25 protein-coding genes, 1 tRNA gene and 1 riboswitch are annotated in these 25,919 nt (G+C 64.8%); of the genes, 12 read left to right on the forward strand and 14 right to left on the reverse strand.

The window, feature by feature from the left end:
* Window positions 1-2: 2 nt before the first annotated feature.
* The 7 genes from waaF to cobU all read right to left on the reverse strand — a co-directional run bounded on the left by waaF (window position 3) and on the right by cobU (window position 6,046).
* Window positions 3-1,037 (reverse strand): lipopolysaccharide heptosyltransferase II, encoded by a 1,035-nt coding sequence (gene waaF, locus AC22G6_RS01090; RefSeq protein ID WP_487365253.1) that lies wholly within the window; start codon window positions 1,035-1,037, stop codon window positions 3-5.
* A 19-nt stretch (window positions 1,038-1,056) separates the two neighbouring features.
* Window positions 1,057-2,019 (reverse strand): ADP-glyceromanno-heptose 6-epimerase, encoded by a 963-nt coding sequence (gene rfaD / locus AC22G6_RS01095; RefSeq protein WP_108950557.1) that lies wholly within the window; start codon window positions 2,017-2,019, stop codon window positions 1,057-1,059.
* 13 nt (window positions 2,020-2,032) lie between these two features.
* Window positions 2,033-2,983, reverse strand: coding sequence for a D-glycero-beta-D-manno-heptose-7-phosphate kinase (rfaE1, locus tag AC22G6_RS01100; protein ID WP_108972553.1), 951 nt, complete (start codon window positions 2,981-2,983; stop codon window positions 2,033-2,035).
* Between the two features lie 104 nt (window positions 2,984-3,087).
* A complete protein-coding gene (gene cobC, locus AC22G6_RS01105) occupies window positions 3,088-3,642 on the reverse strand; it encodes an alpha-ribazole phosphatase family protein (RefSeq protein ID WP_487365254.1) in 555 nt (184 codons plus the stop codon).
* Window positions 3,627-4,397 carry an adenosylcobinamide-GDP ribazoletransferase gene (locus AC22G6_RS01110; protein WP_487365255.1) on the reverse strand — a complete coding sequence of 257 codons (771 nt, stop codon included), beginning with the start codon at window positions 4,395-4,397 and terminating at the stop codon, window positions 3,627-3,629. Before AC22G6_RS01110 ends, cobC begins: the two co-directional genes overlap by 16 nt.
* Before the next feature lie 9 nt (window positions 4,398-4,406).
* A complete protein-coding gene (gene cobT / locus AC22G6_RS01115; protein ID WP_487365256.1) occupies window positions 4,407-5,444 on the reverse strand; it encodes a nicotinate-nucleotide--dimethylbenzimidazole phosphoribosyltransferase in 1,038 nt (345 codons plus the stop codon).
* 53 nt (window positions 5,445-5,497) lie between these two features.
* The gene (cobU, locus tag AC22G6_RS01120; protein WP_487365257.1) at window positions 5,498-6,046 is read right to left on the reverse strand and encodes a bifunctional adenosylcobinamide kinase/adenosylcobinamide-phosphate guanylyltransferase; all 549 of its coding nucleotides are present in this window, start codon (window positions 6,044-6,046) and stop codon (window positions 5,498-5,500) included.
* A gap of 68 nt (window positions 6,047-6,114) precedes the next feature.
* A riboswitch (cobalamin riboswitch) is annotated at window positions 6,115-6,346 on the forward strand.
* Between the two features lie 127 nt (window positions 6,347-6,473).
* On the opposite strand from cobU, the gene AC22G6_RS01125 reads away from it, so the two are divergent.
* The 6 genes from AC22G6_RS01125 (at window position 6,474) to AC22G6_RS01150 (ending at window position 13,109) form a co-directional block, all read left to right on the forward strand.
* On the forward strand, window positions 6,474-8,321 hold the full coding sequence (locus tag AC22G6_RS01125; protein WP_487365258.1) for a TonB-dependent receptor domain-containing protein: 1,848 nt from the start codon (window positions 6,474-6,476) through the stop codon (window positions 8,319-8,321).
* Between the two features lie 45 nt (window positions 8,322-8,366).
* Entirely contained in the window at window positions 8,367-9,347 is a 981-nt protein-coding gene (locus tag AC22G6_RS01130) for a FecCD family ABC transporter permease (protein ID WP_487365259.1), read from the forward strand.
* A 1-nt stretch (window position 9,348) separates the two neighbouring features.
* Entirely contained in the window at window positions 9,349-10,143 is a 795-nt protein-coding gene (locus AC22G6_RS01135) for an ABC transporter ATP-binding protein (protein ID WP_487365260.1), read from the forward strand.
* A gap of 114 nt (window positions 10,144-10,257) precedes the next feature.
* Entirely contained in the window at window positions 10,258-10,866 is a 609-nt protein-coding gene (cobO, locus tag AC22G6_RS01140; RefSeq protein ID WP_487365261.1) for a cob(I)yrinic acid a,c-diamide adenosyltransferase, read from the forward strand.
* Between the two features lies 1 nt (window position 10,867).
* Window positions 10,868-11,725 (forward strand): uroporphyrinogen-III C-methyltransferase, encoded by an 858-nt coding sequence (gene cobA / locus AC22G6_RS01145; RefSeq protein ID WP_487365262.1) that lies wholly within the window; start codon window positions 10,868-10,870, stop codon window positions 11,723-11,725.
* A gap of 67 nt (window positions 11,726-11,792) precedes the next feature.
* The gene (locus tag AC22G6_RS01150) at window positions 11,793-13,109 is read left to right on the forward strand and encodes a cobyrinic acid a,c-diamide synthase CobB (protein WP_487365263.1); all 1,317 of its coding nucleotides are present in this window, start codon (window positions 11,793-11,795) and stop codon (window positions 13,107-13,109) included.
* Window positions 13,110-13,148: 39 nt separating this feature from the next.
* Here AC22G6_RS01150 and AC22G6_RS01155 read toward each other — a convergent pair whose 3' ends face one another.
* From AC22G6_RS01155 to AC22G6_RS01185, 7 genes are all read right to left on the reverse strand, one after another.
* Window positions 13,149-14,261, reverse strand: a complete 1,113-nt coding sequence (locus AC22G6_RS01155; protein ID WP_487365264.1) for an alkene reductase — start codon at window positions 14,259-14,261, stop codon at window positions 13,149-13,151.
* 103 nt (window positions 14,262-14,364) lie between these two features.
* A complete protein-coding gene (locus AC22G6_RS01160; RefSeq protein ID WP_108950569.1) occupies window positions 14,365-14,658 on the reverse strand; it encodes an ArsR/SmtB family transcription factor in 294 nt (97 codons plus the stop codon).
* Window positions 14,659-14,869: 211 nt separating this feature from the next.
* Window positions 14,870-14,943, reverse strand: a tRNA-Gly gene (locus tag AC22G6_RS01165).
* A gap of 160 nt (window positions 14,944-15,103) precedes the next feature.
* The gene (gene ptsP / locus AC22G6_RS01170; protein ID WP_487365265.1) at window positions 15,104-16,834 is read right to left on the reverse strand and encodes a phosphoenolpyruvate--protein phosphotransferase; all 1,731 of its coding nucleotides are present in this window, start codon (window positions 16,832-16,834) and stop codon (window positions 15,104-15,106) included.
* A 3-nt stretch (window positions 16,835-16,837) separates the two neighbouring features.
* A complete protein-coding gene (locus AC22G6_RS01175) occupies window positions 16,838-17,107 on the reverse strand; it encodes an HPr family phosphocarrier protein (RefSeq protein WP_108950571.1) in 270 nt (89 codons plus the stop codon).
* A gap of 64 nt (window positions 17,108-17,171) precedes the next feature.
* Entirely contained in the window at window positions 17,172-17,555 is a 384-nt protein-coding gene (locus tag AC22G6_RS01180) for a PTS sugar transporter subunit IIA (RefSeq protein ID WP_487365266.1), read from the reverse strand.
* A gap of 23 nt (window positions 17,556-17,578) precedes the next feature.
* Entirely contained in the window at window positions 17,579-18,511 is a 933-nt protein-coding gene (locus AC22G6_RS01185; protein WP_487365267.1) for a LysR family transcriptional regulator, read from the reverse strand.
* Between the two features lie 113 nt (window positions 18,512-18,624).
* Between AC22G6_RS01185 and AC22G6_RS01190 the strand changes: the two genes are divergently transcribed.
* The 6 genes from AC22G6_RS01190 to AC22G6_RS01215 all read left to right on the forward strand — a co-directional run bounded on the left by AC22G6_RS01190 (window position 18,625) and on the right by AC22G6_RS01215 (window position 25,900).
* A complete protein-coding gene (locus tag AC22G6_RS01190; protein ID WP_487365268.1) occupies window positions 18,625-19,014 on the forward strand; it encodes a DUF4398 domain-containing protein in 390 nt (129 codons plus the stop codon).
* Window positions 19,011-19,913: an OmpA family protein gene (locus AC22G6_RS01195; protein WP_487365269.1), complete on the forward strand. Its 903-nt coding sequence runs from the start codon at window positions 19,011-19,013 to the stop codon at window positions 19,911-19,913. Before AC22G6_RS01190 ends, AC22G6_RS01195 begins: the two co-directional genes overlap by 4 nt.
* A gap of 167 nt (window positions 19,914-20,080) precedes the next feature.
* Window positions 20,081-21,115 (forward strand): anion permease, encoded by a 1,035-nt coding sequence (locus tag AC22G6_RS01200; RefSeq protein ID WP_487365270.1) that lies wholly within the window; start codon window positions 20,081-20,083, stop codon window positions 21,113-21,115.
* Window positions 21,116-21,124: 9 nt separating this feature from the next.
* Window positions 21,125-21,766 (forward strand): DUF47 domain-containing protein, encoded by a 642-nt coding sequence (locus AC22G6_RS01205; protein ID WP_487365271.1) that lies wholly within the window; start codon window positions 21,125-21,127, stop codon window positions 21,764-21,766.
* A 157-nt stretch (window positions 21,767-21,923) separates the two neighbouring features.
* Window positions 21,924-23,342: a PAS domain-containing protein gene (locus tag AC22G6_RS01210; protein ID WP_487365272.1), complete on the forward strand. Its 1,419-nt coding sequence runs from the start codon at window positions 21,924-21,926 to the stop codon at window positions 23,340-23,342.
* 11 nt (window positions 23,343-23,353) lie between these two features.
* Window positions 23,354-25,900, forward strand: a complete 2,547-nt coding sequence (locus AC22G6_RS01215) for a sensor domain-containing protein (protein ID WP_487365273.1) — start codon at window positions 23,354-23,356, stop codon at window positions 25,898-25,900.
* Window positions 25,901-25,919: the final 19 nt, after the last annotated feature.

Consider the following 25,919-nt stretch of genomic DNA (forward strand, 5'->3'; position numbering starts at 1 on the left):
GCTCAGTCTGCCGTGGCGGCCATGCGTGCGCCACCAGCGCCCAGGGTCTCGAGTGCCTGCAGCACGCTGGCCGGGGTGATGTCGACGAGGCAGCGGGTGTGACCGAGCGGGCAGACACGCTTGAAACAGGGCGAGCACTCAAGGCCGAGACTGCGGATCGAGACCTTGCCCGACAGGGGCGGCGTGTGCTCGGGGCTGGAGGAACCGTAGATCGCCACCAGTGGCACGTCGAGCGCCGCAGCGACATGCATCAGGCCGGAGTCGTTGGTCACTGCGGCCTCGGCGAGCGCGAGGAGGTCGACCGCGTCACCCAGCTGGGTGCGACCGGCCAGGTTATGGACCATGGGCGTGTCGGCTGCAATTTCCTCGGCGGCCGGGTGATCCTTGGCCGAGCCAAGAATCCAGACCTGGTAACCACGGCCGACGAGTTCTCGGGCGAGTGCGGCGTAGTGAGGCAGCGGCCACTGCTTGGCAGGGCCGTACTCTGCGCCTGGCATGAACGCAATGCCGGGCCGGTCGTCGGCGAGTCCGAGCCGGCTGTGCAGCGTGGCCTGGTTGGCTGCGTCGGCAAGCAGGTGCGGGTTGGGAAAGGCGGGTGGCTGGGCGGCGTCCGCAGGCCGGCCGAGGGCGACGAAGCGCTGCACGGTCATCGGCAGCGCGGTCTCGTCGAGCAGGCGCAGGTCATTGAGCAGGCCGTAGCGCATCTCGCCCCGAAAACCCGTGCGCAGCGGAATGCGGGCAAAGAACGGCACCAGCGCCGATTTCAGCGAGTTGGGCAGCAGGATGGCCTGGTCATAGCCTTCGGCGGCCAGTTCGCGACCCAGCGCCCAGCGCTTGCCGAGCCCGAACTCGCCGTGGCCGAGCGGCATCGCCACCCCACGCCGCACCTCGGGCATGCGTGCAAGGATGGGGAGTGACCAGCCGGGCGCGAGCACGTCGATTTCACAGGGGCCGCCGCGCTTGAGCGTCACGAACAGGCTCTGTGCCATCACCATGTCACCCACCCAGGAAGGGCCCACGACCAGAATTCTGCGCATTCCTGCTGCCTTCACCGGGTCAGCCGTTGCGGGAGAGCCAGTCGAGGTAGCGCGGCACGCCGGTCTCGACATCCATGAATGGACGGTCGTAGCCGGCCTTGCGCAGTGCGCTCATGTCGGCTTCGGTGAAGCTCTGGTAGCGGCCCTTCAGATGCTCCGGGAAGGGGATGTAATCGATGCCGCCGCCTTCGCTGCCGTTCGCGCGGGCCCACTTGATGGCTGCACGCGCCACTTCGTTGAAGCTCTGTGCGCGCCCGGTGCCAAGGTTGTAGATGCCCGATACCTGCGGGTTGTCGAGCAGCCACAGATTGACCGCGACGATGTCATCCACGTGGATGAAGTCGCGGCGCTGTTCGCCCGGGCCGTAGCCGTCCGAGCCCTCGAACAGGCGCACGCGGCCGGAGTCGTTGAGCTGGTTGTTGAAATGCCAGGCCACGCTCGCCATGCTGCCCTTGTGCTGCTCGCGCGGGCCGTAGACGTTGAAGTAGCGCAGGCCGACCACCTGGCTCTGCAGCCCGTCGAGCTGGGGGCGCAGGTGGCAGTCGAAAAGGAACTTCGAGTAGGCGTACATGTTGAGCGGCTGCTCGAACTCGCGCGCCTCGCGGAAGTTGGGGCCCATGCCGTACACGGATGCGGACGAGGCATAGATCAGCGGCACCTTGCGCGCCAGACACCAGGCCAGCAAGGCCTTGGTGTATTCGTAGTTCACCTTCATCACGAAGCGGCCATCCCATTCGGTGGTGGCCGAGCAGGCGCCTTCATGGAAGACGGCCTCGACGGTGCCGAAGTCATCGCCCGCCTCGATGCGTGCGAGGAAGTCGTCCTTGTCCATGTAGTCGCGGATGTCGGCGTCCGCGAGGTTGAGACACTTGTGACCGTCGCTGAGGTCATCCACCACGAGGATGTCGAAAATACCCCGCGCATTCAGACCCTGAACGAGATTGCTGCCGATGAAGCCGGCGCCGCCGGTGACGATAATCATGCGAACTCCTAGTTCAATGTGTTGCGGTCAGCGCCGCGGTGAGCTCTGCGAGACTCACGGTGGCGGTGCCGAGCTTGCCGACGACGACGCCGGCAGCAGTATTGGCCAGTGCGGTGGCGTCCGCCATCGACAGTCCGCAGGCGAGGCCGGTGCCGAGCACGGCGACCACGGTGTCGCCTGCGCCGGTCACGTCGAATACGTCTCGCGCACGGGTCGGCAGGTCGAGCGCCGCCTGGCCTTTTTGCAGCAGGGTCATGCCGCGTTCGGAGCGGGTGATCAGCAGGGCTTCCAGGCCGAGCGCCTCGATCAGCGCTTCACCGCGACTGCGCACCGCGGCTTCGTCGCTGCAGTGCCCGACCACCGCTTCAAACTCGGTCATGTTGGGCGTGATTACGGTGGCACCGCTGTAGCGGCCGAAATCCGCGCCCTTGGGGTCGACCACGACCGGCAGCCCGCGTTCGCGAGCGAGCCGAATCAGGCTGCTGACCTGGGCAAGCGTGCCCTTGCCGTAGTCCGACAGCACGACAGCGTGCGCGTCCGGCAGGGCAGCCTCGAAGGCCTGTTCGATACCGGCGGATTCGAGTACTGCGAAATTGTCCTCGAAGTCGAGCCGGATCAGTTGCTGGTGGCGACTGATGATGCGCAGCTTGGTAATGGTTGGGTGCTGCGGTGCCTCGAGCAGCCGGCACAGCACCCCGCCGTGCTCAAGCCGCTCGCGCAGCAGGCGGGCAGGTTCGTCGCGTCCGACCAGGCCTACCAGTTCTGCGCAGGCGCCAAGCGAGGCCGCGTTCAGGGCGACGTTGCCCGCTCCGCCGGCGCGGAACTCATCGGTTTCGACCTTGACCACGGGCACCGGCGCCTCGGGCGAGATACGGGTGGTTGAGCCGTGCCAGTAGCGGTCTAGCATGACGTCACCGATGACGAGGAGGCGACCGGCGGAAAAGTCGGGCAGGATGTTCGGCATTAAGCGCAAGGCAAGACGTTGGAAAGACGGGGATTATCCCACGAAGGGCGGAAGGCGACGACTGCGAGCACGCACCGGCCTGTTTTCGAGGCGGCTGTCGCGTGCTAGCGGTTGAACCACTTCAGCGTCGTGCCCCAGGATTCGACGTCGATCCGCGTGACCTGGCCACAGGCAAAGTCCAGCGCCAGCCAGCGCTCGGGGGGCAGGCCCAGCAGGTGGCCGGCAATCACGCGCAGCGGTCCGCCATGTGCAACGGTCACCACCGGCAGGTCGTCTGCCGCAGCGCTGCGCACCTCCGCCAGCCAGGGCAGGACGCGTGCGCTCAGCTCACGGGCAGATTCGCCGCCCGGCGCGCGAAAACCGAGCGGATCGTCCGCCCAGGCGTCGATGGCGGTGCCGAGTTCGTCGAAACGGCGCCCCTCCCATTCGCCGAAGCTCATTTCCTGCAGGCGGGCGTCGATCTGCGGTGAGCCGAGTGCCTCGGCGAGCAGGCGGGCGCGACTGAGCGGACTGGCGTGCAGTGCGAAGCGCTTGGGCAGGAGCGGGCGCAGCCGGGCTGCGACATCGACGGCGGATTCGGCCAGCCCGACGTCGGTCTGGCCGTAGCACACGCCGGGTGCGACGTCGGGCCGGGGGTGGCGGATCAGATGAAGTTCCATGCGCTCAGGATGCCAAGGTAGCAGGCAAGCTCGGTGACTTGCTGGGTGGCGCCGAGGAGGTCGCCGGTGTAACCGCCGAGCCGGCGCACGAACATGCGTGCGGCCCACAGGGTGACGAGCGTCACCGCAGCCACGGCGCACAAGGCCTCTAGCGGGCCAAGGAGTATCAGCGGAAGCAGGCCGAAGCCGGCTGCGATCAGGAGTTCCGCACCGTTCATGCGGCGGGCAAGCGGCTTCGACTTCGCGCTCTCGTCCTCGCGCACGTAGGGCAGGCGGTGGATCAGGCTGGTCGCGCACAGGCGCGACAGCGGGTGTGCGACCAGCATGGCTGCAGCGACACCTGACAAGCCGTGGGCGCCGAGCTCGAACAGGGCGGCAGCCTTGGCGAGCAGCATCAGTACCATGCCGACGGTGCCGTAACTGCCGATGCGCGAATCCTTCATGATCGTCAGTACCTGAGCCTTCTCCCAGCCGCCGCCGAGGCCATCGCAGGTGTCGGCCCAGCCGTCCTCGTGGAAGGCGCCGGTGGCACGAACCGTGACCGCCATCGACAGAATCACGGCGAGCGCGGGCGGGAGTGCCAGGGTGAAGATCAGATAGCTGCCTGCCCCGATCATGCCCACGACCCAGCCCACCAGCGGGAAGTAGCGTGCAGCATGATTCAGGCGCTCGGTGGACCACGGCACCCAGGCCGGGACCGGCAGGCGCGTGAAGAAGCCGAGTGCGGTGAAGAAGAGTTCGAGCTGGTAGCGCATCAACGGGGGTCAGTCCTGCGCGCTGACGCCGGCCGACTCGAAGCTCGCCATTTCGTCGAGGAAGTTCACTGCCGCCTGCACCAGCGGGTAGGCCAGCGCAGCGCCAGTACCCTCGCCGAGGCGCAGATCGAGTTCCATCAGCGGCTCGACGCCGAGGTGCTCAAGTTGCAGCGTGTGCCCAGGTTCCTTCGAACGGTGCGCGAACACGCAGTAGGGCAGGACTGCCGGCGCAACCGCATGGGCCACGAGCAGCGCCGAGGTCACGATGAAGCCGTCGATCAGCAGCACCATGCGCTTCTCGGCCGCGCCAAGCATCGCTCCGACCATCATCGCGATCTCGAAACCGCCGTATTGCACCAGGGCGACCAGCGGGTCGCGCTGGCGGCCACCGCGCGTGAGTGCCTGCTTGAGCAGTGCCTGCTTGCGCGCAAGTCCTGCGTCGTCGAGTCCGGTGCCGCGGCCGGTCACCGTGGCGAGCTCGCCGCCGGCAACAAGACAGTGGGTCAGCAGCGACGCAGCGGCGGTATTGCCGATGCCCATCTCGCCAAAACCCACGCAGTTGCAGCCGTTTGCGGCCAGCGCGTGGGCGAGCTCACGGCCTTTGACCAGGGCGGCTTCGCACTGTGCAGCGGACATCGCCGGGCGCTCGATGAAGTTGTCGGTGCCGGGCGCGATCTTGGCGTCGATCAGTCCGGGACGCTTGCCGAAGTCGTGATTCACGCCGGCGTCGATCACGGTCAGTCCGAGCCCCATCTGCCGGCTGAAGACGTTGATCGCGGCGCCGCCGGCGAGGAAGTTTTCCACCATCTGCCAGGTCACGTCCTGCGGGTAGGCCGAAACGCCTGCGCGCGCCGCGCCGTGATCGCCGGCAAACACCATGATGTGCGGCTGGTTCAGAACGGGGGCCTCGGTCTGCTGTACGAGGCCGATCTGCAGGGCGAGCGCTTCAAGGCGCCCGAGTGCGCCCAGCGGCTTGGTCTTGGTGTCGATGCATTGCTGCAGCCGGGGGGCGATCGTCTGATCCGGCGCGCTGATGGTGAAGTTCATTGGTGATATCGCAACAGGGTGTGGATGAGCGCGGCGGATGTTAGCACGCTGTTTCAGCCACCCTTCAGCACCAGCGGCAAGCCGGCGGCAACGAAGACGACGCGCTGGCAGCGCTCGGCAACGGCCTGATTGAGCCGTCCGGCTTCGTCGCGGAACAGGCGCCCGAGCGGATGTTCCGGCACCAGACCGAGCCCGACCTCGTTGGCGACCAGCACGATGGTGCCGGGAAGTTCGGGCAGGGTGGCGAGCAGCGCGTCGCGTTCGCGGCTGAACAGGGGCAGGGTGTCTGCACTGTGCGCAGAGACCAGCGTGTCCGCTTCCATGAGCAGGTTCGACAGCCACAGCGTGAGGCAGTCGACGATGATGCAGCGGCCCGGGGCGGCCTCCTGCTTCAGGGTTTCGGCGAGCCGGACGGGCGCTTCGACGGTGTGGAAGTGCGGCGGGCGGTCGAGCTGGTGGCGGCGGATGCGTGCGGCCATCTCCTCGTCTCCGGCTTCCGCCGTGGCAATCACGGTGACCGGCAGGCCGCTGTCGAGGGCGCGTTGTTCGGCGTGGCGGCTTTTTCCGGAGCGGGCGCCGCCAAGAATGAGTTCGCAGGTCATTGGAATGCTTCGCTTTTTGCAGTGCACTAGATAGCCGGACACGGTATCATCCGCCCCCTCTGCCCTGAAAGGGGCAACGCGTTCGTGGTGCCCGACGGCGACTCTCGCCACAGGGTTAAACGGGAAACAGGTGCGCACGCCGCAAGCGTGCAATGCCTGTGCTGCCCCCGCAACGGTAAGTGAGTGCAAGACGCCTCGAGAAGCCACTGGGTCATGCCCGGGAAGGCGATGCGTCGGGTCAGGAGGATCTTGCTCCAGACAGCTCATGAGCCCGGATACCGGCCCGAATGCGAAATGGCGGATGTGCTGCGGGGTGGCAGCGACGGGTGCGGCATTTTCGGCTCTCTTCGGTTCTCTCCCGGCATGTCCTTGTGCGAATCAGTCACGGTATGCGGGGACGCGGGCCGTGGCGAAGGGAGTCATTACAATGAAAATCCAGCTTTCCATTCTCGCGTCGGCGTGCGCACTCGTTTACCCCGTACTCGGCCAGGCGCAGACCGTGCATGGCGATTCCGAACTCGATCAGGTCGTTGTCACGGCCACCCGGCAAGCGGTCATTGCCTCAGAGGCACTCGCGACTGTCGAAGTGATCAGTCGCGAGGACATCGCTGCAGCGGGTAATTCAAGCCTCGTCGAGTTGCTCTCCGCGCGATCCGGCATTCAGGTCGTGAGCAACGGCGGTGCCGGCGCGAGCAGCAGCATCTACATTCGCGGTGCCAACTCGGGTCACACCCTGGTGCTGATCGACGGCATGCGAATCGGTTCTGCGACCAATGGCTCCCCCTCGCTGGAAACGATTCCCCTGGCGCTGATCGATCGTGTCGAGATCCTGCGCGGGCCGGCGAGTGCGCTGTACGGTTCGGACGCAATCGGCGGCGTGATCCAGATCTTCACCCGCAAGGGCAAGGAAGGATTTCAGCCGTCGGTTCGTGTCGGCTTCGGCACCGAGAACAGCCGTTCTCTTGAGGCTGCGGTCGCAGGCGGTGTGGATCGCCTGCGTTACAGCCTGGTCGTCGGCGAGGACCGCACCGACGGCATCAATGCCCGGCCCACCTCTTATGCAGGCAGGGATCAGGACGACGATGGTTTCCGTAACAACTACGTCAATGGATCGCTGACGGTGGGCTTTCGTGAGCGCGACGAGATCGGCCTGTCCGTGTTTCATACCGATGGCCGCAGCTGGTACGACGCCGGCAAGGCCTACGACTCGTACCTGGACAAGCAGACCGATACCGCGAGCGTCTACATGCGCAATCAGATCACTGGCGACTGGGCCAGTACGGTCAGGGTTGGCTACAGCGCGGACACCTCGCATGACCACTCCACCGCGACCTCAACATCCGAGTTCGATACGGCGCAAACGCAGTTCACCTGGCAGAACGATGTCGCGCTGGCCGGCGGGTCGCTGCTGGCCGCATACGAGTACCTCGAGCAGAACGTGAGCACGACCACCGCGTATGCCAAGACGCAGCGCAACACCAATTCGCTGGTGCTCGGCTGGGGCGGCCAGTTCGGCAAGCACAACGTCCAGTTCAATGTCCGCCACGACGATGACTCGCAATTCGGCGGAGAAACCACCGGATCGGCGGCATACGGCTATCAGTTCCTGCCTGAGTGGCGTGTGCATGGCAGTATCGGCACCGCGTTCAAGGCGCCGACCTTCAACGATCTCTACTATCCGCTGGCTTGTTTCGGCTCTTACGGCTGTTTTGGCGGAAACGCCGACCTCAAGCCGGAAGAGGCGCTCAATCGCGAGTTCGGACTGGTCTGGGAGCGTGGCGCGACCTCCGTGCGCGCGACCTATTTCAACAACCGGGTGAAGAACCTGATCGACTGGAGCTCCGGCATCGCGGACAACGTCGCCACCGCAACGCTGGAAGGCGTGGAACTGGGACTGACGACGATGGTGTACGGCTACCGTCTGCGTGCAAACGTGGACTTTCTTGAGGCCAAGGACAAGGATAGCGGCAATTACCTTGGGCGTCGGGCCAAGGAAAGCGCGTCGCTGGCCATCGATCGCAGCACGGGCGCCTGGACCTGGGGGATGGAGCTGACCGGGCAGGGGCGGCGCTTCGACACAACGGCGAGCAACACGTCGGCAAAACGGCTGGCCGGATATTCCTTGCTCAACGCATACGTTCACTATGCGCTGGCGCCTGACTGGAGTGTGGAGCTGCGTGCAAACAACATCCTCGACAGGGACTACGAACTGGCTCAGGGCTACGGCACGAAGGGCGCGAATGCCTTCGTTGCGCTGCGCTACGCACTGCACTGACAGCCGATGGAGGCCGTGGCATTGCGCAAGGGCGGGGACTGCCTGATGACTGGCAGGCGTCGCCGCCCGCTCGTCGTCGCGCTGCTGCTGGTGCTGGTCGCGGCGCTGACCATGGGGTGGGCGCTGATCGCGGGCAGTTTGCCAATCGCGCCCGCCGAGGTCCTTGCTGCCCTGGGCGGTGCCGACGGCATGTCAGCCAGCGTCGTGCGCGAACTTCGCCTGCCGCGTGCGGTGGCGACCTTTGTGTGTGGCGGCCTGCTCGCGCTGGCGGGGGCGCTGATGCAGGTCTTGCTGCGTAATCCGCTGGCTGATCCCTACATCCTCGGCATTTCCGGTGGCGCGGCGGTTGGTGCGCTGACCGGGATTTCGCTGGGGGCGGCGTCAATCTGGATCGATGGCGGCGCGTTTGCCGGCGCCCTGATTGCCATGCTGCTGGTGTTCGGACTTGCACACGGCGACGGCAGCTGGACGCAGACGCGCCTGCTGCTGACCGGTGTGATCGTGGCCGCGGGCTGTGGCGCGGCGGTGACGCTGATGCTGGCGCTGGCGCCGGACACACGGGTGCAGTCGATGCTGTTCTGGTTGATGGGCGATGCCAGTGGCGCGTCCAACCCGTGGCCGGCACTGGGCGTGCTGCTGATCGGCCTGCTCGCGGTGCTGCCGTTTGCGCGTGATCTCAACGTGCTCGCGCGAGGCGAGATGACCGCACATGCGCTCGGCGTGAGCGTCAAACGCCTGCGCCTCGGGCTGTACGTGCTGGCTTCGCTGCTGACCGCGGTGGCGGTGACGCAGGTGGGCTCGGTGGGTTTCGTCGGGCTGATCGTGCCGCATCTGGTGCGGCTCGCGCTGGGCAACGACCAGCGCGTGCTGTTGCCGACCGCAGCCGTGGCGGGCGGCATTCTGCTGACCGTGGCCGATACGCTGGCACGCACGGTGATGGCGCCGCAGCAACTGCCGGTGGGCGTGCTGACCGCACTCATCGGCGTGCCGGTGTTCCTGTTCCTGCTTGCACGCCATCCGCGCTGACATGAAAACTTCCGGCGCATCCGCTTCCGCTTCACCCTTGCTCGAGGCCGACCGGCTCGCGCTGCAGGCAGGCGAGCGCTGGCTGTGTTGCGAGTTCAGCCTCAATCTGGCGATGGGCGAATGCCTGGTGCTGCTCGGACCCAATGGCGCGGGCAAGACCACGCTGCTGCATACCCTGGCCGGACTGCGCGCGCCCAGCGTGGGCACCGTGCGTCTTGGCGGCGCGCCCTACTCGGAGTGGTCTGCGCTCGATGCGGCCCGGTTCCGTGGCGTGCTGCCGCAGCAGCAGCCCGACCACTTTGCCGCGTCCGTCCTGGAGTCCGTGCTCATCGGCCGTCACCCGCACCTCGGGCGCTGGGGCTGGGAAGGCTCGGACGACGAACGCATCGCCCGTGCTGCGCTGGCCGATGTCGGGCTGACCGGCTTCGAGCAGCGCGACATCCTCACCCTGTCGGGCGGCGAGCGTCAGCGCGTTGCGGTGGCCGCGCTGCTGGCGCAGGCGCCGAAGCTGTTCCTGCTCGACGAGCCGCTCAACCACCTCGACCTGCGTTACCAGATCGCAGTGCTGTCCCTGTTCCGCCTGCTCGCTGACCAGGGGCGAGGGGTGGTCATGGTCTTGCACGACATCAACCTTGCCGCCCGCTTTGCCGATCACATCATCCTGCTCGATGGTCAGGGGGGCGTGATCGCCGGCGACCGCGACACTGTGCTGCAGGCCGATTGCCTGAGCCATGCCTTCGGGCATCCGCTGCGGCGCTTCGAACTCGATGGGCGGATTACCTTTGTGCCCGATTGAAGCGATGAAAACCCTGTTCCCACACTGCCCGCCAGAGGCAGTTTTGCAGTTGGAAGCGCCACGGGCGTGTTGCAGCCCGTCACGCCAACGAACCCCTGAACGAGAGAGAACACGATGAGCGAGAATCAGGACAAGGACGCGCGCCACAACGCACGCATGGCGCGCAAGAAGGAAGTGGTCGACAGCCACATCGCCGCAGCACAGATTGAGCGCGGGGTGTTGCTGGTCAATACCGGCAACGGCAAAGGCAAATCCAGTGCCGGATTCGGGCTGGTTGCGCGTGCGCTCGGCCATGGACAGAAAGTCGGGGTGGTGCAGTTCATCAAGGGCAGGTCGGACACCGGCGAGGAAGCCTTCTACCGCCGCCAGCCCGGCGTGAGCTGGCACGTGATGGGCGAGGGCTTCACCTGGGAAACGCAGGATCGCGCCCGCGATGTGGCTGCGGCACACGCTGCCTGGGAGCAGGCTCGCCGCTTTCTGCGCGACCCGGAGACTGGACTTGTCGTGCTCGATGAGCTCAACATCGCGCTGAAGTACGGCTATCTTGAAGTGGATAGCGTGGTGGCCGACCTCATGGTCCGGCCGGTCGATCAGCACGTGGTGGTGACCGGCCGTGCAGCGCCGCCTGAACTGGTGGCGGTCGCCGACACGGTGACGGACATGACCGTGGTCAAGCATGCGTTTGCGGCCGGCATCAAGGCGATGGCCGGCATGGAGTGGTGAGATGAGTGTGCCCGTCATGCCTGGCGCGAGAGCCGGCGCCCAGCCCGGTCATGTGTATCTGGTCGGAGCCGGTCCCGGCGACCCGGAACTGCTGACGCTGCGCGGTGCGCGCCTGGTCGGGGGCGCCGATGTGGTGGTCTTCGACAACCTGGTCAGCCCCGCAATCGTCGCTCTGGCGCCTGCGGCCGCAGAGCGCATCTATGTCGGCAAGAAGGCCGCCGATCACACCCTGCCGCAGGACGAAATCAACCGCTTGCTGGTGACGCTGGCCCAGGCGGGAAAGCGGGTGGTGCGGCTGAAGGGCGGTGACCCCTTCATCTTCGGGCGCGGCGGTGAAGAGATGGAGGTGCTGGTCGAGGCCGGCATTACCGTCGAAGTGGTGCCGGGCGTCACGGCTGCAGCGGGTATTGCAGCGTACGCAGGCATTCCGCTGACCCACCGCGATCATGCGCAATCGGTGATCTTCACCACGGGTTTTCTCAAGAATGGCGCGCTCGATCTGGACTGGCCGATGCTTGCGCGCCCGGGGCAGACGCTGGTGATCTACATGGGCATTTCGCGCCTGGCCGAGATCTGTGAGCAACTCGTCGCCCATGGCCTGCAGGCGGACACGCCGGCCGGGGTGATCGAGCGCGGCACGACCGATGCCCAGCGCGTGGTAACGGCCGACCTCGCGACGCTGACCGAGCGCGTGCAGGCGGCGGGCATCCGCCCACCGGCGCTGACCGTGGTTGGCGGGGTGGTCGGGCTCTACCCGCGCCTGGCATGGTTCGCGCCGCAGAACGCGATCGACACCCCCCATCCGCCGCACGCAGGCTGTGCGGTGGTGCATCCCGCAACGCCCGACGGCGAGCGCTAGTGCCCGGCCCACGCCGGCGCGCATCTTGTTCAGCCTTTTTCGACGCCGATTCGTGGCGTCCATCGACATGACCGAAACCCTTACGCCGCGCCATTGTCCGGCGCTATTCATCGCCGCCCCGGCCTCCGGTCAGGGCAAGACCACCGTCACCGCGGCGCTTGCACGCATGCACAGCCGCCTTGGGCGCAAGGTGCGGGTGTTCAAGTCGGGGCCGGATTTCCTCGATCCGCAGATTCATGCCGTGGCCAGCGCTGCGGCTGTGTACAACGTCGATCTCGGCATGTGCGGCGAGGACGACATCGCACGGCGTTTGTACGAGGCGGCGGGCGAGGCCGATCTGATCCTGGTCGAGGGCGTCATGGGCCTGTACGACGGCTCGCCCTCGGGTGCGGACATTGCCTGCCGCTTCGGACTGCCCGTCATGGCCGTGATCGATGCCCGCGCGATGGCGCAGACCTTTGGCGCGCTGGCGCATGGGCTGGCGACCTACCGCGCGGGGCTGCCGTTTGCCGGCGTACTCGCCAACCATGTCGGCAGCCCGCGCCACGCCGGAATGCTTGAGGCGTCCTTGCCCGATGGCATGCGCTGGTTCGGCGCGCTCATGCGCGATGCCGATGCGGCCCTGCCCGAGCGCCACCTCGGACTGATGCAGGCGGCGGAGATCAAGGATCTCGATGCGCGACTGGACCGTCTGGCCGACAGCCTGGCGCAGACCGGCGCGGCGGACCTGCCGCCTGCAGTCGCCTTCACCGCTGCGCCCGCAGCCCCCGTGGGGCCGGTCCTTGCCGGGCATACGGTCGCGATCGCGCGCGATGCGGCCTACGGTTTCATCTATCCGGCAAACCTGGATAGCTTGCGCGCGCTGGGTGCCGAGCTCGCCTTCTTTTCTCCGCTCGCGGGCGAGGGGATACCTGCCTGCGATGCTGTGTGGCTGCCGGGTGGATACCCGGAACTGCATGGCGAGCGCCTCGCGGCCAATCGCGGGTTCTGGCAGGCGCTGCACGCACATGTCGATGCCGGCCGCCCGGTGCTGGCCGAGTGCGGTGGCATGATGAGTCTGTTCGAGACCGTGGTCGACAAGGCGGGGGAGGCGCACGCCTTCGGTGGGCTGCTGCCGGGGCGCGCCGTGATGCAGAAGCGGCTTGCCGCACTCGGCCTGCAGATTGCCGAATTGCCCGAGGGCAGGCTGGTCGGGCATACCTTCCACTATTCGAAGAGCGAAACCCCGTTGCAGCCCCTGCTTCGTGCGCACACGCCGGACGGGCGCGAGGGCGAGGCGATCTACCGTCGTGCGCGGCTGACCGCCTCGTACGTGCACCTGTACTTCCCGTCCAACCCGCAGGCGGTCGGGCGTCTGTTCGCCCGTGCGGACGGCCTCCGCTGATTATTCCGGAGGCGTCCGCCGTGCGCGCTGCCGCAGGGGTCAGGGCAGCGTCGGATAGTCCAGGTAGCCTTTCTCCCCGCCGCCATAGAAGGTCTTTGTGTCTGGCGCGTTGAGCGGCGCGTGTTCGCGCAGGCGGCGCACAAGGTCGGGGTTGGCGATGAAGGGCTTGCCGAAGGCGACCAGATCGGCGCAGCCATCGGCCACGACGGTTTCTGCCAGCGTGCCGTCGTAACCGTTATTCACCATCCACGCGCCAGCGCCGCCAGCCTCGGCATAAGCGGCGCGCAGGTCCGCGTAGTCGAAGGGCGTGTCGCCTTGCTGGAAATCACGCGCGCCACCGGTGGCGCCCTCGATCACGTGAATGTAGGACAGCGGCCATCTCGCGAGCTGTCGCACCACGTAGTCGAAAAGCGGCTGCGGATCGGGATCCGATGCGTCGTTGGCGGGCGTGACCGGCGAGATGCGGATGGCCGTTCTGCCCGCGCCGATTTCGGCGGTGATCGCTTCCATGACTTCGACCAGCAGGCGTGCGCGGTTCTCGATGCCGCCGCCGTAGGCGTCGGTACGATGATTGCTGCAGGAACGCAGGAACTGATCGATGAGATAGCCGTTTGCCGCATGCACCTCGACACCGTCGAATCCGGCATCGATCGCGGCACGGGCCGCGCGCCGGTAGTCTTCAACGATCCCAGGCAGCTCGTCCAGCGCCAGCGCCCGTGGTTGAGAGGTGGCGACGAACTCGCCGCTGCCGTCTGCATTCACGATATAGGTCTTGGCCTTGGCGGTAATGGCCGAGGGAGCCACCGGCGCACCGCCTGCGGGTTGCAGCGAGGCGTGGGAAATGCGCCCGACGTGCCACATCTGCACCACGATCTTTCCGCCCGCGCCATGCACAGCCTCGGTGACGCGACGCCAGCCAGCCAGCTGTTCGGGGGCATACAGGCCCGGCACGTCGGCATAGCCCTGACCCTGCTGGGTAATGGCTGTGGCCTCGGTGATGATCAGGCCGGCGCTGGCACGTTGTGCGTAGTAGGTGGCCGTCATCTCGCCAGGTACCGCGCCGGGTGAGCGGTTGCGGGTCAGCGGGGCCATGACGATACGGTTGGAAAGCGCGATGTCGCCGGCGGTAAATGGGTCGAACAGGGTAGGCATGGGAGGTCTGTGTCCTGTAGTGAAGGGCGTTTCTGGAGTCTGGTGCTGATGATCGGGCGCGTGTTCAGTGCTGTGCCACAGGGGCCTGGGAGCAGGCGAAACCCTAGAGCTCGTCGCTGATCTGGCGCAGGAAGGTGCTGATCGTTTCTTCGTTGCGTTTGTAGAACACCCACTGGCCGATGCGCCGCGTGCTGACCAGACCGGCGTTCTGCAGGGTGGCGAGGTGGGTGGATACCGTGGATTGCGACAAGCCGCAGCGCTCGAACATGCCCGCACATACACCGACTTCGAGCGGATGCGCTTGCTCGGAGAAGTGCTTTTCGGGCTCCTTCAGCCACTGCAGGATCTCGCGCCGTACAGGGTGCGCGAGTGCCTTGATGATGACGTCGATGTTCATGTTTGGGCGCCTGTCGGCGGGGCTGGGTTCAATATCGAATTTTATCGAAGTATATATCGTAAAAAGTCGAAATACAGATTTGTTGATCTGGATATGGGCTGGCGCATCACATTCGCAGCGTGTGACGGTGGTGTGGGTGAAGACCGGCGTGGAATGCAAAAAGGCCCGCCTGGGAGGCCGGCCTTTTCAGCTGGTGTTCGATATGGATGGCTGGAGCGGGCGAAGGGAGTCGAACCCTCGTCATGAGCTTGGGAAGCTCAGGTAATGCCGTTATACGACGCCCGCTCTGAGGAAAGCCGGAAGGCCTTCACTGGACAGGCCGCCATTCTAATGGCGGGCGTCAGCGCGCGCAATCATGCTGATGAAAGCGTATGCGTTTGCGCGGAGCATGTGCTTCAAGGCAGGTTCCGGTCCATGTGTCGGGGCCGGACTTCCGACCCGTCGCCTAGCTTCCGAGCCGCTCCACGGCTTCGCGCACGCGTGCCGGCTCGTCCATCTTGAGAATGCGCTGCACTCGCGGTGCGAGTTCGCCCACATCGGCGCGCAGCACTTGCTGTTTGACCCCGAGGATATGGGCCGGGTGCATCGAGAAATTGCGCAGTCCCATGCCGAGCAGCAGTTCGGTATAGGCGGGGTCGCCCGCCATCTCGCCGCACACCGAAACCGGCACACCGAAGCGAACACCGGCCTGTATGGTGCCGCTGATGAGCTTGAGCACTGCCGGATGCAGGGGGTCGTAAAGATGAACGACGGACTCGTCCGAGCGGTCGATGGCCAGCGTGTACTGGATGAGGTCGTTGGTACCGATCGAGAGAAACGACAGGCGGCGGATGAACATGCCCAGCGACAGCGCAGCAGCAGGCACTTCGATCATGCCGCCGACGGGCACCGCTTCGTTGAACTTGACCTTTTCCGCACGCAGTTCGGTCTTGGCCTTTTCGATCAGGGTCAGGCACTGGTCGATCTCGTGCGCATGCGCCAGCATCGGCACCATGATCTGCAGTCTGCCGTGCGCAGATGCACGCAGCAGCGCACGCAGCTGGGTCATGAACATCTTCGGTTCGGCCAGGGAGTAGCGCACCGCTCGCAGGCCCAGCGCCGGGTTGGGCTCGTTGCGGCCCTGGTTGCCATTGAGCGCCTTGTCGGCGCCGACGTCGAAGGTGCGGATGGTCACCGGCTTGCTGGGCATGGCCTTGAGTACGGCGCGATAGGCTTCGTACTGCTCGTCTTCGTCTGGCAGGGTGTCGCGACCGATGAAGAGAAATTCCGTTCGGTACAGGCCGACGCCGTCGGAGCCGACCGCCTTCACCTGGGGCAGGTCCTTCGGGCCTTCGATGTTGGCGAGCAGATTGACGTCCTCGCCGTCGAGCGTCGTGGCGCGCGTGTCCTTGAGCCGGTTGAGCTTGGATTTTTCCAGTTCGAGTTCGGAGCGGCGCAGGCGGTATTCCTGCACGACCGTTTCGTCAGGATCGACAATGGCGACACCGCGGGTGCCGTCGACGATGATGAGCTCACCGTCTTCCACGAGGTCGCGGATATGGTGCAGGCCCACGACAGCGGGAATGGACAGGCTGCGGGCAACAATCGCGGTATGGCTGGTTGGCCCGCCCACGTCGGTGACGAATCCCGAGATGTTGTGGTCGCGAAAGCCGATGGTGTCGGCTGGCGACAAGTCGTGCGCCACGACCACGGTGCCCAGTCCGTCGCGGCGCTTGGGCGGCAGGTGGCCCGGGTGGCCGAGCAGGACCTTCACCAGGCGTTCGACAACCTGCACGACGTCGGCCTGGCGCTCGCGCAGATAGGGGTCCTCGATCTGGCGGAACTGCTCGACGACCAGTTCCATCTGCTGGACCAGCGCCCACTCGGTGTTGCAGCGACGCGACTCGATCAGCTTGCGTGCGGCATCGATCAGCATCGGGTCGGACAGCATCATCAGCTGCAGATCGACGAAAGCGCCGACTTCGTTGTGACTGGTCCCCGAACTGGCCGAGGCCTTGAGTCCGATGAGTTCGCCCTGCACGGTGGCAAGCGCATCGTCGAGCCGCGTCAGTTCGTCGGCGAGGTGTTTTGGCGGCACGTGGTAGTGGTTCACCTCGAGCAGCGCGTGAGACACGAGGTGCACCTGGCCGATGGCGATACCTTGCGAGACGGGCAGTCCGTGCAGCGTAAACGCCATCGTCTATTCCTCTTCGCCGAAGCGGTCGGCAATCAGTGCCTTGATCTGTTCGAGAGCGTTCTCGGCGTCGACCCCGGCGGTTTCAACGCTGATTGTGGCGCCGCGCGCGGCGGCGAGCATCATAACGCCCATGATGCTTTTTGCATTGACTCTGCGGCCGTTTCGCTCCAGCCAGACCTCGGCGCCGAAGCCGCTTGCCAGTTGGGTCAGTTTGGCCGAAGCACGTGCATGCAGGCCAAGTTTGTTGATGATTTCCACGTCCGCTTTGGGCATCTTGCGTCTCGCTCGACTTCCGGTTTCTGGTTTGGTTTGTAATGTGAGGTCAGAACTTGCTGCTTTACTTCATGTGCATCACCCCGTCACAGCCGCCCGAAATGGCGCGCTGTATCAGGGTGGACATGTCTTTCTCCCGGTATGTCAGCACACGCAGCAACATGGGCAGATTCACGCCCGCGACGCCCTCGACGAGGCCGGGTTTCAGGAGCTTGATCGCGATATTGGACGGTGTTGCGCCATAGATGTCGGTCAGTATGACCACCCCACGACCGCTGTTCGCCCAGGAAACCATCTGTCGCGCGGTCGGCAACAGGTCGAGTGGATCGTCCTGCGCGGACACGCCGAGCTGAATGATATTGGCAGGGCGCTTGTTGAGCACATGGCAGGCGCACTGGATGAGCGATTCGCCCAGCGTGGCATGGGTGATGAGAAAGATACCGATCATGGCGAAATCCGGTTGACCGGCCCTTATTCTATCCGAGACGAAGGCTCGTGGCCCTGCGACGCGTCTCCGGGAATTTCGTCCGCGGTGCCGAAGCCGTCGACCGAGATCCGCTTGCCGGCATTCAGAACGTCCAGCGCCTCGAGAATGACAGGCAGTTTGGGGTTGCGGTTGAGATAGATGCCGTATACGCCGCGGCTGATCGGCGCCGTGTCCTTCACGACAAACAGGTTGCCGGTGTCAATCTCGGGCTGGATGACGCGGCCGGGCAGGAAGGCTGCGCCACCGATGGCCTTGAGGTAGGCCAGCGCCATGCCCGAGTTCGAAACGGTGGTCATCGGCGCCGGTGCTTCGGGAAAGCGCTCGCGGTGCTCTACCTCGAAGGCCTGCCCCCAGTCGATCATCACGTAACCCTTCCCGAGCGCCTCGGCGGCAGTCTGCCGCGGGCTTGTGGACACCAGAAAAAGATCAATCTGTGTCAGCCGGGTCTCGGTCATCAGTTCGATGCGCGGGGGTTCGAGCATGACCACGACGTCGAGCAGGCCGTCGAACAGCCGCGAAATCAGCATTTCGGGCGCACCGGTCTCAACCGTCAGTGCGATGTCGGGGCGTGCCCGGCGCAAGGCATGCAGCCAGCCGTCCTGCAGGAAGATGTCCCACAGGCGCAGGCTGCCGGCGATGGAAAGTTGCGGGGTTTCGACGCCGCCCTTGCCGACGATATGACGCGCGCGGCGCCACTCGGAGATGATCAGGTCGGCCGAATGGAGGAAGCGATGACCTTCGGGCGTGATGCGCACGTCACGACGCGTGCGGTCGAACAGGCGTGCGCCAAGCAGCGTCTCCAGCTGCTTGATGCGCGCGCTGACCGCGGCCTGGGTGACGTGGAGTGATTCGGCCGCCGCACCGAAGTGCCGCAGACGATGAACTTCCACGAAGGTGCGGAGAAGGTCGATGTCCATTGATCAAAAATATTTGTTGAAGTGACAAAAATATATCGTTTTATTTGTCGATTGTCGCGCTATACGATGATGGCTGAATTTGTTCTTCACCGTTCAACAGCGAAGGAGTTGCAATGAGCTTGAGCGTTTCGAAGTACCGCCCGCTTACCGTGGCTGCCAGCGTCCTGGCCGTTCTCTTTGTGACCGGGTGTGCAAGCAGGATGGGACCGCCGGTTGCAGAGCTGTCCACCGCACAATCATCGCTTTCGCAGGCCGAGTCGGCCGGTGCGCGCACGCATGCGCCGCTGGAACTGCTGACCGCCCGCGACAAGCTCTCGCAGGCCGAAGCGGCCATGCGCAGCGAAGACAATGAGCGTGCCAAGGTACTTGCCGAGCAGGCCGCAGTCGATGCGCGACTGGCAGAGGCCAAGGCTCGCACGGCGCGCTCGCAGCGTGCGGTGACTGAAGTGCAGGAGAGCATCGAGACCCTGCGTGGCGAACTGGACCGGAGGCCGAAACAATGAAGATTGAGCTGAACAAGACCAACGCCCGTGTCCCGCGTCTGCAGTCGGCGTTTTCACGACGCAGTCTGAGTGCGATCGCAGGTCTCCTGCTTGTCGCGGGTTGTGCGGGCATGCCGAAGGAAAACGCCATGCTGACCGATGCACGCGAGGCGTATCGCAGCGCAAGCGCTGACCCGAGGGTTGTACGCAGCGCAGCGGTCGAACTCAAGAGTGCGGAGCAGTCGCTGCGCGAGGCAGAGAGCATCATGAGCCGGGGCGGAGAACTCGACATGGTTGAGCATCAGGCCTACCTCGCCCGTCAGCGCGTCAATATTGCGCTCGAAAAGGGACTGCAGGCGAAGGCCGACGAAGAAGTCGCGGCTGCCCAGCGCGTCCGCAGTGACGCGCTCATCGGAGCGCGGACGCAGGAGGCGGACGCAGCACGCAAGGTGGCTGAAGCGCGTGCAACCGAAGCAGAGGCTGCGCTGGCCCGTGCTCGCGAACTTGAGGACCAGCTCGCCGAACTGAAGGCAAAGCCGAGCGATCGGGGCATGGTGCTGACCCTCGGCGATGTGCTGTTCGATACCGGAAAAGCCGAGCTCAAGGCGGGTGCGATGCGCACCATCGATCAGCTTGCTGCGTTCATGAACAAGCATCCTGCGCGCACCGTCATGATCGAAGGTCACACGGACAGCGTTGGTTCGGCGGCGTACAACCGCAAGCTCTCCGAGCAGCGTGCAGACTCGGTCCGCTTCGCCCTGGTGAACCGTGGCATTTCAAGCACGCGGATTCTGGTTCGCGGTCTGGGACTCGAATACCCCGTTGCCGGTAATGGCACGGCGGAAGGGCGCCAGGCAAACCGCCGGGTTGAAGTCATCATCTCCGACGAGTCCGGTCGCATCGCAGAGCGCACACGCTAAGCGCTTGCCGACCACTGACCCGGCACATGCCTGACTGGCGTGTGCCGGGTTTTCCTGTTTACGGGCCGCGCCGGGTCGGCCCGGATGTTGCGCAGTGCGGCATGCTTTGTCCCCTGCATCCGCTTATCATCAGGCGCAGATGCCATTTTGCTGCGGAGTGTGTGCCGGTGGACCTTGTCCTCGTGATTACCGTGTGCGCCGTTGCGACCGTCCTGCTGTTCGACTACACGAATGGCTTTCATGATGCTGCAAACGTCGTCGCCACCGTCATTGCCTCGCGTGCGATGAGCCCGGCGCAGGCCGTATCGGTGGTCGCAGTGTTCGAGTTTCTCGGACCCCTGCTCGGGGGGACGGCAGTGGCCAACACGATTGGCGGTTTCGTTGATCTTGCGGGCGTGCCGGTGATGCTGTCTCTGGGGATCCTGCTGGCCGGGTTGATCGGCGCCATTGGGTGGAATCTGCTGACCTGGTGGAAAGGCATCCCGTCCTCTTCATCCCATGCGCTGGTTGGCGGTCTTGTTGGCGCGGTTGTGAGCTCGGCGGGGCTCGATCACGTGGTGTGGGGCTTTTCGGCGCTGGCTGACGGCCATCTTTCGGGGGTGACCAAGGTCTTGCTGGCGCTGGTCCTGTCCCCGCTGCTTGGTTTTTTTGTCGGCTACCTGATACACCGTCTTCTGTCCCTGCTGTTCCGCGCGGCACGACCGACGCTAAACCGCCATCTGCGGCTGTCCCAGTATGTGACCACCGCCGGACTGGCGTTCGCGCACGGGGCGAACGATGCGCAGAAGAGCATGGGCATTCTCACGCTGGTCCTCTTGCTCGGCGGTTTCATTCCGAGCTTCGACGTGCCGCTCTGGGTCATGCTCGTGTGCGCCATCTCGATGACGGCGGGCGTGCTGACGGGGGGCTGGCGCATCGTGCGCACGCTCGGCTTTGCGGTGTACAAGGTGCGTCCGCTGCATGCGCTCGATTCGCAACTCACCTCGGCCACGGTCATCCTCTCTGCCTCGTTCGTGGGGGCGCCGGTCTCCACAAGCCATGTCGTGGCCAGTTCGATCATGGGGATCGGCGCATCCGAACGTCCGCGCAGTGTGCGCTGGGACAAGGCGGGCGAGATCGTCGCGACCTGGGTGATCACGATTCCGGCCTCGGCTGCGGCCGGTGCCGTCGTGCTGCTGCTGTTGCGCCCCTTGCTTGATTGAGGTCAGGACATGACAGAACCGACACGCTCCATCGTTTTCCGGGTGCTCGACCGCATCTTTCCAAAGGCGCCGGACTTTCATCGGCTGCTCACCGAACAGGCGCTGCAGGTGGTGCACACCGTCACCCTGCTGGTGCAGTTCATGGAGCAGGCGACCCCCGCGATCGCCAAGCAGATCAAGGCCGATGAGCATGCTGCCGACCGCGTCAAGATTCACAACCTGCATACCCTGAACGAGGCGTTTTCCACGCCGTTCGACCGCGAGGACATTCACCGCGCGATCATGGATCTCGACGAGGTGGTGAATTACTGCAAGAGCACCGTCAACGAGATGGACGTGCTCGGCGTCGGGCCTGATCCCTACACGACGGAAATGGCGCGGGCCTTGCAGCAGGGGGTGAAAGCGCTGGCGACGGGCTTCTCGGTGCTGGCAAAACAGCCCGCACTGAGTGCGGAGTGCGCCGACGTCGGGCGCAAGGCTGAGCGCAAGGTTGAAAAGCTCTACCGCAAGGCGCTTGCGGAACTATTTCAGGGTGAGGACTACCTGAACATGTTCAAACGGCGTGAAATCTACCGCCACCTTTCAAACGCGGCGGACCGCATGGCGCATTGTGCGAACACGCTGCACGACATTGTCGTCAAGACCTGTTGAGCAGCGTTCGAGGCCGGGCAGTGCCAGCCGTGACGGGGAGCACAAACGCTGGAGCGGATTGCTTCATAATTGGCTGACGACACGACTAAGCCTTATGGCGAACTCGGGCGAACGGGCGGGATGTCCCGAATGGCCTCGGAAAGGCTTCTGAATCATCATGAACACCACTGCGCCACCCGAAGGTGATCCCATCAACGCATTGCGTCTTGCCACTTCGCTGGCGGGTGCATCCGACCTTGTTTTTCTCAAGGACAGGGAAGGGGTGTTCCTTGCCTGCAATGCCCGCGTCGCATCGGTTTTCGGGCTTCCTGAAACGGAGGTGCTCGGCAAGTGCGACTACGACCTGCTCCGCCCCGAACTGGCAGAGTCCATCCGTGCGGAGGACCGTGCCGTGATGCAGAGCGGTCAGCCCGCGCGCCACAGTGACTGGATCGACTTCGCTGATGGCCACCGTGAGCTGCTGGAAACAGTCAAGACGCCAATATTCGGCGCCGATGGGGCGCTGCTTGGTGTGCTGGGCGTTGCACGTGATGTGACTGCGCTGCATCAGGCCCTGGAGCGTCTCGCGGAGCGTGAGGAGGTCTATGGTGCCATCGTCAATCAGGCTTTGGATTCGATCCTGCTGTTCGATGCCGATAGCGGCGCCGTGCTTGAGTTCAACGAAGCGGCACACCGCAATTTCGGCTATGGCCGCGAGGTGTTCGAAAAGCTCAATCTGCGTGATTTTGGGGCGGCCCTCGATCAGGTGCAGCTTGTGACGCATATCCGGCAGGTCATCGCCCAGGGGGAGGGCGTGTTCTCCACGCAATACCGGAATCGCAGCGGTGAGCTGCGTGATGTACGGGTGAGTGCGCGCGCCTTGGCGTTGCGCGGGCGCCACTGCGTGTCCACGGTGTGGAGCGACATAACCGCGAGCGCGCGGTCGCAGCGCATGCTCGAACTTTCGAACAGCACGCTGGAGCGTGTTGCGCGCGGGGAAGCGCTGAGTGACACATTGCTGTATGTGACGACACTGCTTGAGCAGCAAAACCCGGACATGCTGTGCTCCATCCTGTTGATGGACGAGGAAGGGACGCATCTGCACACCGGGGCAGGCCCGAGTTTGCCGGCGGCGTATTCCGAGGCCATCAACGGTGCGCCAATCGGTCCCGCGGCGGGTTCCTGCGGGACTGCTGCCTTTACTGCGCAATCCGTGTTCGTCAGCGATATCGAGCACAGCCCCCTGTGGGTGGACTACGCAGAAATTGCGCTTGCTCATGGTCTGCGTGCGTGCTGGTCGGTGCCGCTGCTTGCCACCGATGGTCGTGTGCTGGGTACTTTTGCGGCCTATTACCGCACGCCGCGTGAGGCGGCCGAGCACGAGCGCCAGCAGTTCGACAGCATCAGTCAGTTGCTGTCGATCGCGCTCGAGCGCCACCGTGAATCGTCGCGGCTTGCCGCAAGTGTCGAGGAGATGCGGCGCTGGTATGCGGTCACGCTCGGGCGGGAGTCGCGGGTTCTCGAGTTGAAGGATGAGGTCAATGCCTTGCTGCGTCGCCTCGGTGAGCCGCCGCGTTACGGAAGTGAGCCAGAGTGAGGGTGGCCGATATGGATGTCCTGTTTCGGACGGTGGTGGAGCAGTCGCTCGTCGCGATCTATGTCATTCAGGACGAGCGCTTCCGCTACGTCAATCGGGCCTTTGCCACGATGTTTGGCTACGCTTCGCCCGCAGACGTGATCGATGGCGTAGAGATGGGCTCGCTGGTCACCGAGCGCGATCGCGGGCTGGTACGCGGCAAGGTCGCGCAGCGGATGTCTGGCGAGGTGCGCGAGTCACACTATGTTTTTTCCGCCCTGCGCCGCGATGGCACTGAATTTCAGGTGGAGGTGCATGGCAGCTGGGCTGAATTCGGAGGGCGTCCGGCGGTGGCCGGCGTATGCCTCGACATCACCCTGCGTCTCGAAGCCGAGCATGCAGTGCGGCGAGCTAAGGACGAAATGGCGCAGATGCTGCTGGATGCCGACCAAGCGCGACAGGTGTTGCTGAGCGTTCTGGAGGATCAGCGGCGGGCTGATGAAAGAATTCTGGAGCTCAACACGAGTCTGGAGCAGCAACTGCACTACCAGCAGGCGCTGATCGACAACTTTCCCTTCATGGTCTGGCTCAAGGATCGCGATGGGCGTTTCCTCGCGGTCAATCGCCAAGTTGCCGAGGCATGTGGTGAGCCGGATCAGAAAGGGGTCAAGGGTAAGACCGACGCAGACCTGTGGCCGGCAGAACTCGCGCGGCAGTATGTCCATGATGACGGCGTGGTGATGGCGACGGGCAAGAGCCTGTCCGTCGAAGAGCAGATCACGAACCGCGGAGAGCGGCGCTGGATTGAAACCTACAAGGCGCCGGTTGTCGACCGGAACGGCGAGCTGCTTGGTACGGTGGGCTTTGCGCGCGACATCTCCGATCGTCGCCGTGCCGACGAAGAGCTTCGTCTGGCTGACCGTGTCTTCAACAGCACGGTCGAGGGCGTTCTGGTGACGGATGCAAAGGGCTGCATCCTGACGGTGAATCCCGCGTTCGAAACGATTACCGGCTATCGCAAGGATGAGGTCGTGGGTGGCAATCCGCGCATTCTCAAGTCTGGCAGGCATGAGTCCGAGTTCTATCGCGAGATCTGGCGCAGCTTGAATGCGACCGGGCAATGGCGTGGTGAGCTGTGGAACCGGCGCAAGAGCGGCGAGATCTACCCGCAGTGGCTGACGATCAGCGTGGTGCGCGGCAGCGACGAGCAGATTACGCACTATGTGGCCGTGTTCAGCGATATCTCCACCCTCAAGGTGGCGCAGGAGAAGATCGATTTTCTCGCCTATCACGATTCGCTTACCCGTCTGCCCAACCGCATTCTGCTGCGCGACCGGCTCGAGCATGCGCTGATGCGGGCACGGCGCGAGGGGGGCGAGCTCGCCCTGCTGTTCTTCGACCTCGACCGGTTCAAGAGCGTGAATGACACGCTGGGTCATACGGTCGGCGATGAGCTGCTGATCGATGTCGGGAACTGTATCAGCCGTCTGATCCGGGCCAGTGACACGCTTGCGCGTCTGGGCGGAGACGAGTTCGTGTTGCTGATGGAGGACGAATCCGACGTGCGGCAGGTGACGACCGTCGCGCGCAAGATGCTCGACATCTTCTCCACCCCGCGCACGGTGGGCGGGCATGCGCTGACCGTGACCGCGAGCATCGGCATCGCACGCTACCCGGATGACGGGGACGACGCCGACGCGCTGCTGAAGCATGCCGACCTGGCGATGTACGAGGCCAAGTCGCAGGGCCGCAATACGTACCAGTTCTTCTCACAGGATCTGACAACCGGGACGCTCGAGCGCCTGGTCATGGAGAGCGCCTTGCGCGGGGCGGTGGCGCGCAAGGAGCTGGTCCTGCACTACCAGCCGCAGATTGATTTTGCGGATGGCAGCCTGGCCGGGGCCGAAGCGCTGGTGCGCTGGCAACACCCCGAGCTGGGACTGGTCCCGCCGGGCAGATTCATTCCGCTTGCCGAGGAGATGGGCATCATAGGCGAGATCGGCAAGTGGGTCCTGAATGAGGCCTGTCGGCAGATGGTGGCCTGGGATGCAGAGGGATTCGAGGTGCCGCTGGTTGCGGTCAACCTGTCGGCGCGTCAGATAGACCGCGACCAGATCGTAGAGATCACTGCCGACGCGCTGCAGCGTAACGGACTTGCCGCCAAACGTTTCGAGCTCGAGGTAACCGAGTCGATGATCATGCGCGAGCCCGAGCGCGCGCTGGAGGTCCTCGAGGGGCTGCGTGCACTCGGCGTCGCGCTGGCGATTGACGACTTCGGAACCGGCTATTCAAGCCTGGCCTATCTCAGACGACTGCCACTCAACCGGCTGAAGGTCGATCAGTCGTTCGTGAGTGACATCGGTCACGACACCAACGGCGAGGCCATCATTCGGGCGGTGATAGCGCTGGCAGGCAGCCTGGGACTCAGGGCGGTTGCCGAAGGGGTTGAAACCCAGACTCAGGCTGCGTTTCTGCGCGCGGAGGGCTGCGACATCGGGCAGGGCTACCTGTATGACAAGCCCATGCCTGCCGCCAGCCTGCGTGCAAGCTGGGGGCTGGGCGGGAAGGCGGCGGACTGAGGGGCCAGGGTCCGGGCGA

The sequence above is a fragment of the Parazoarcus sp. PS-13 R2A genome (assembly GCF_057621855.1).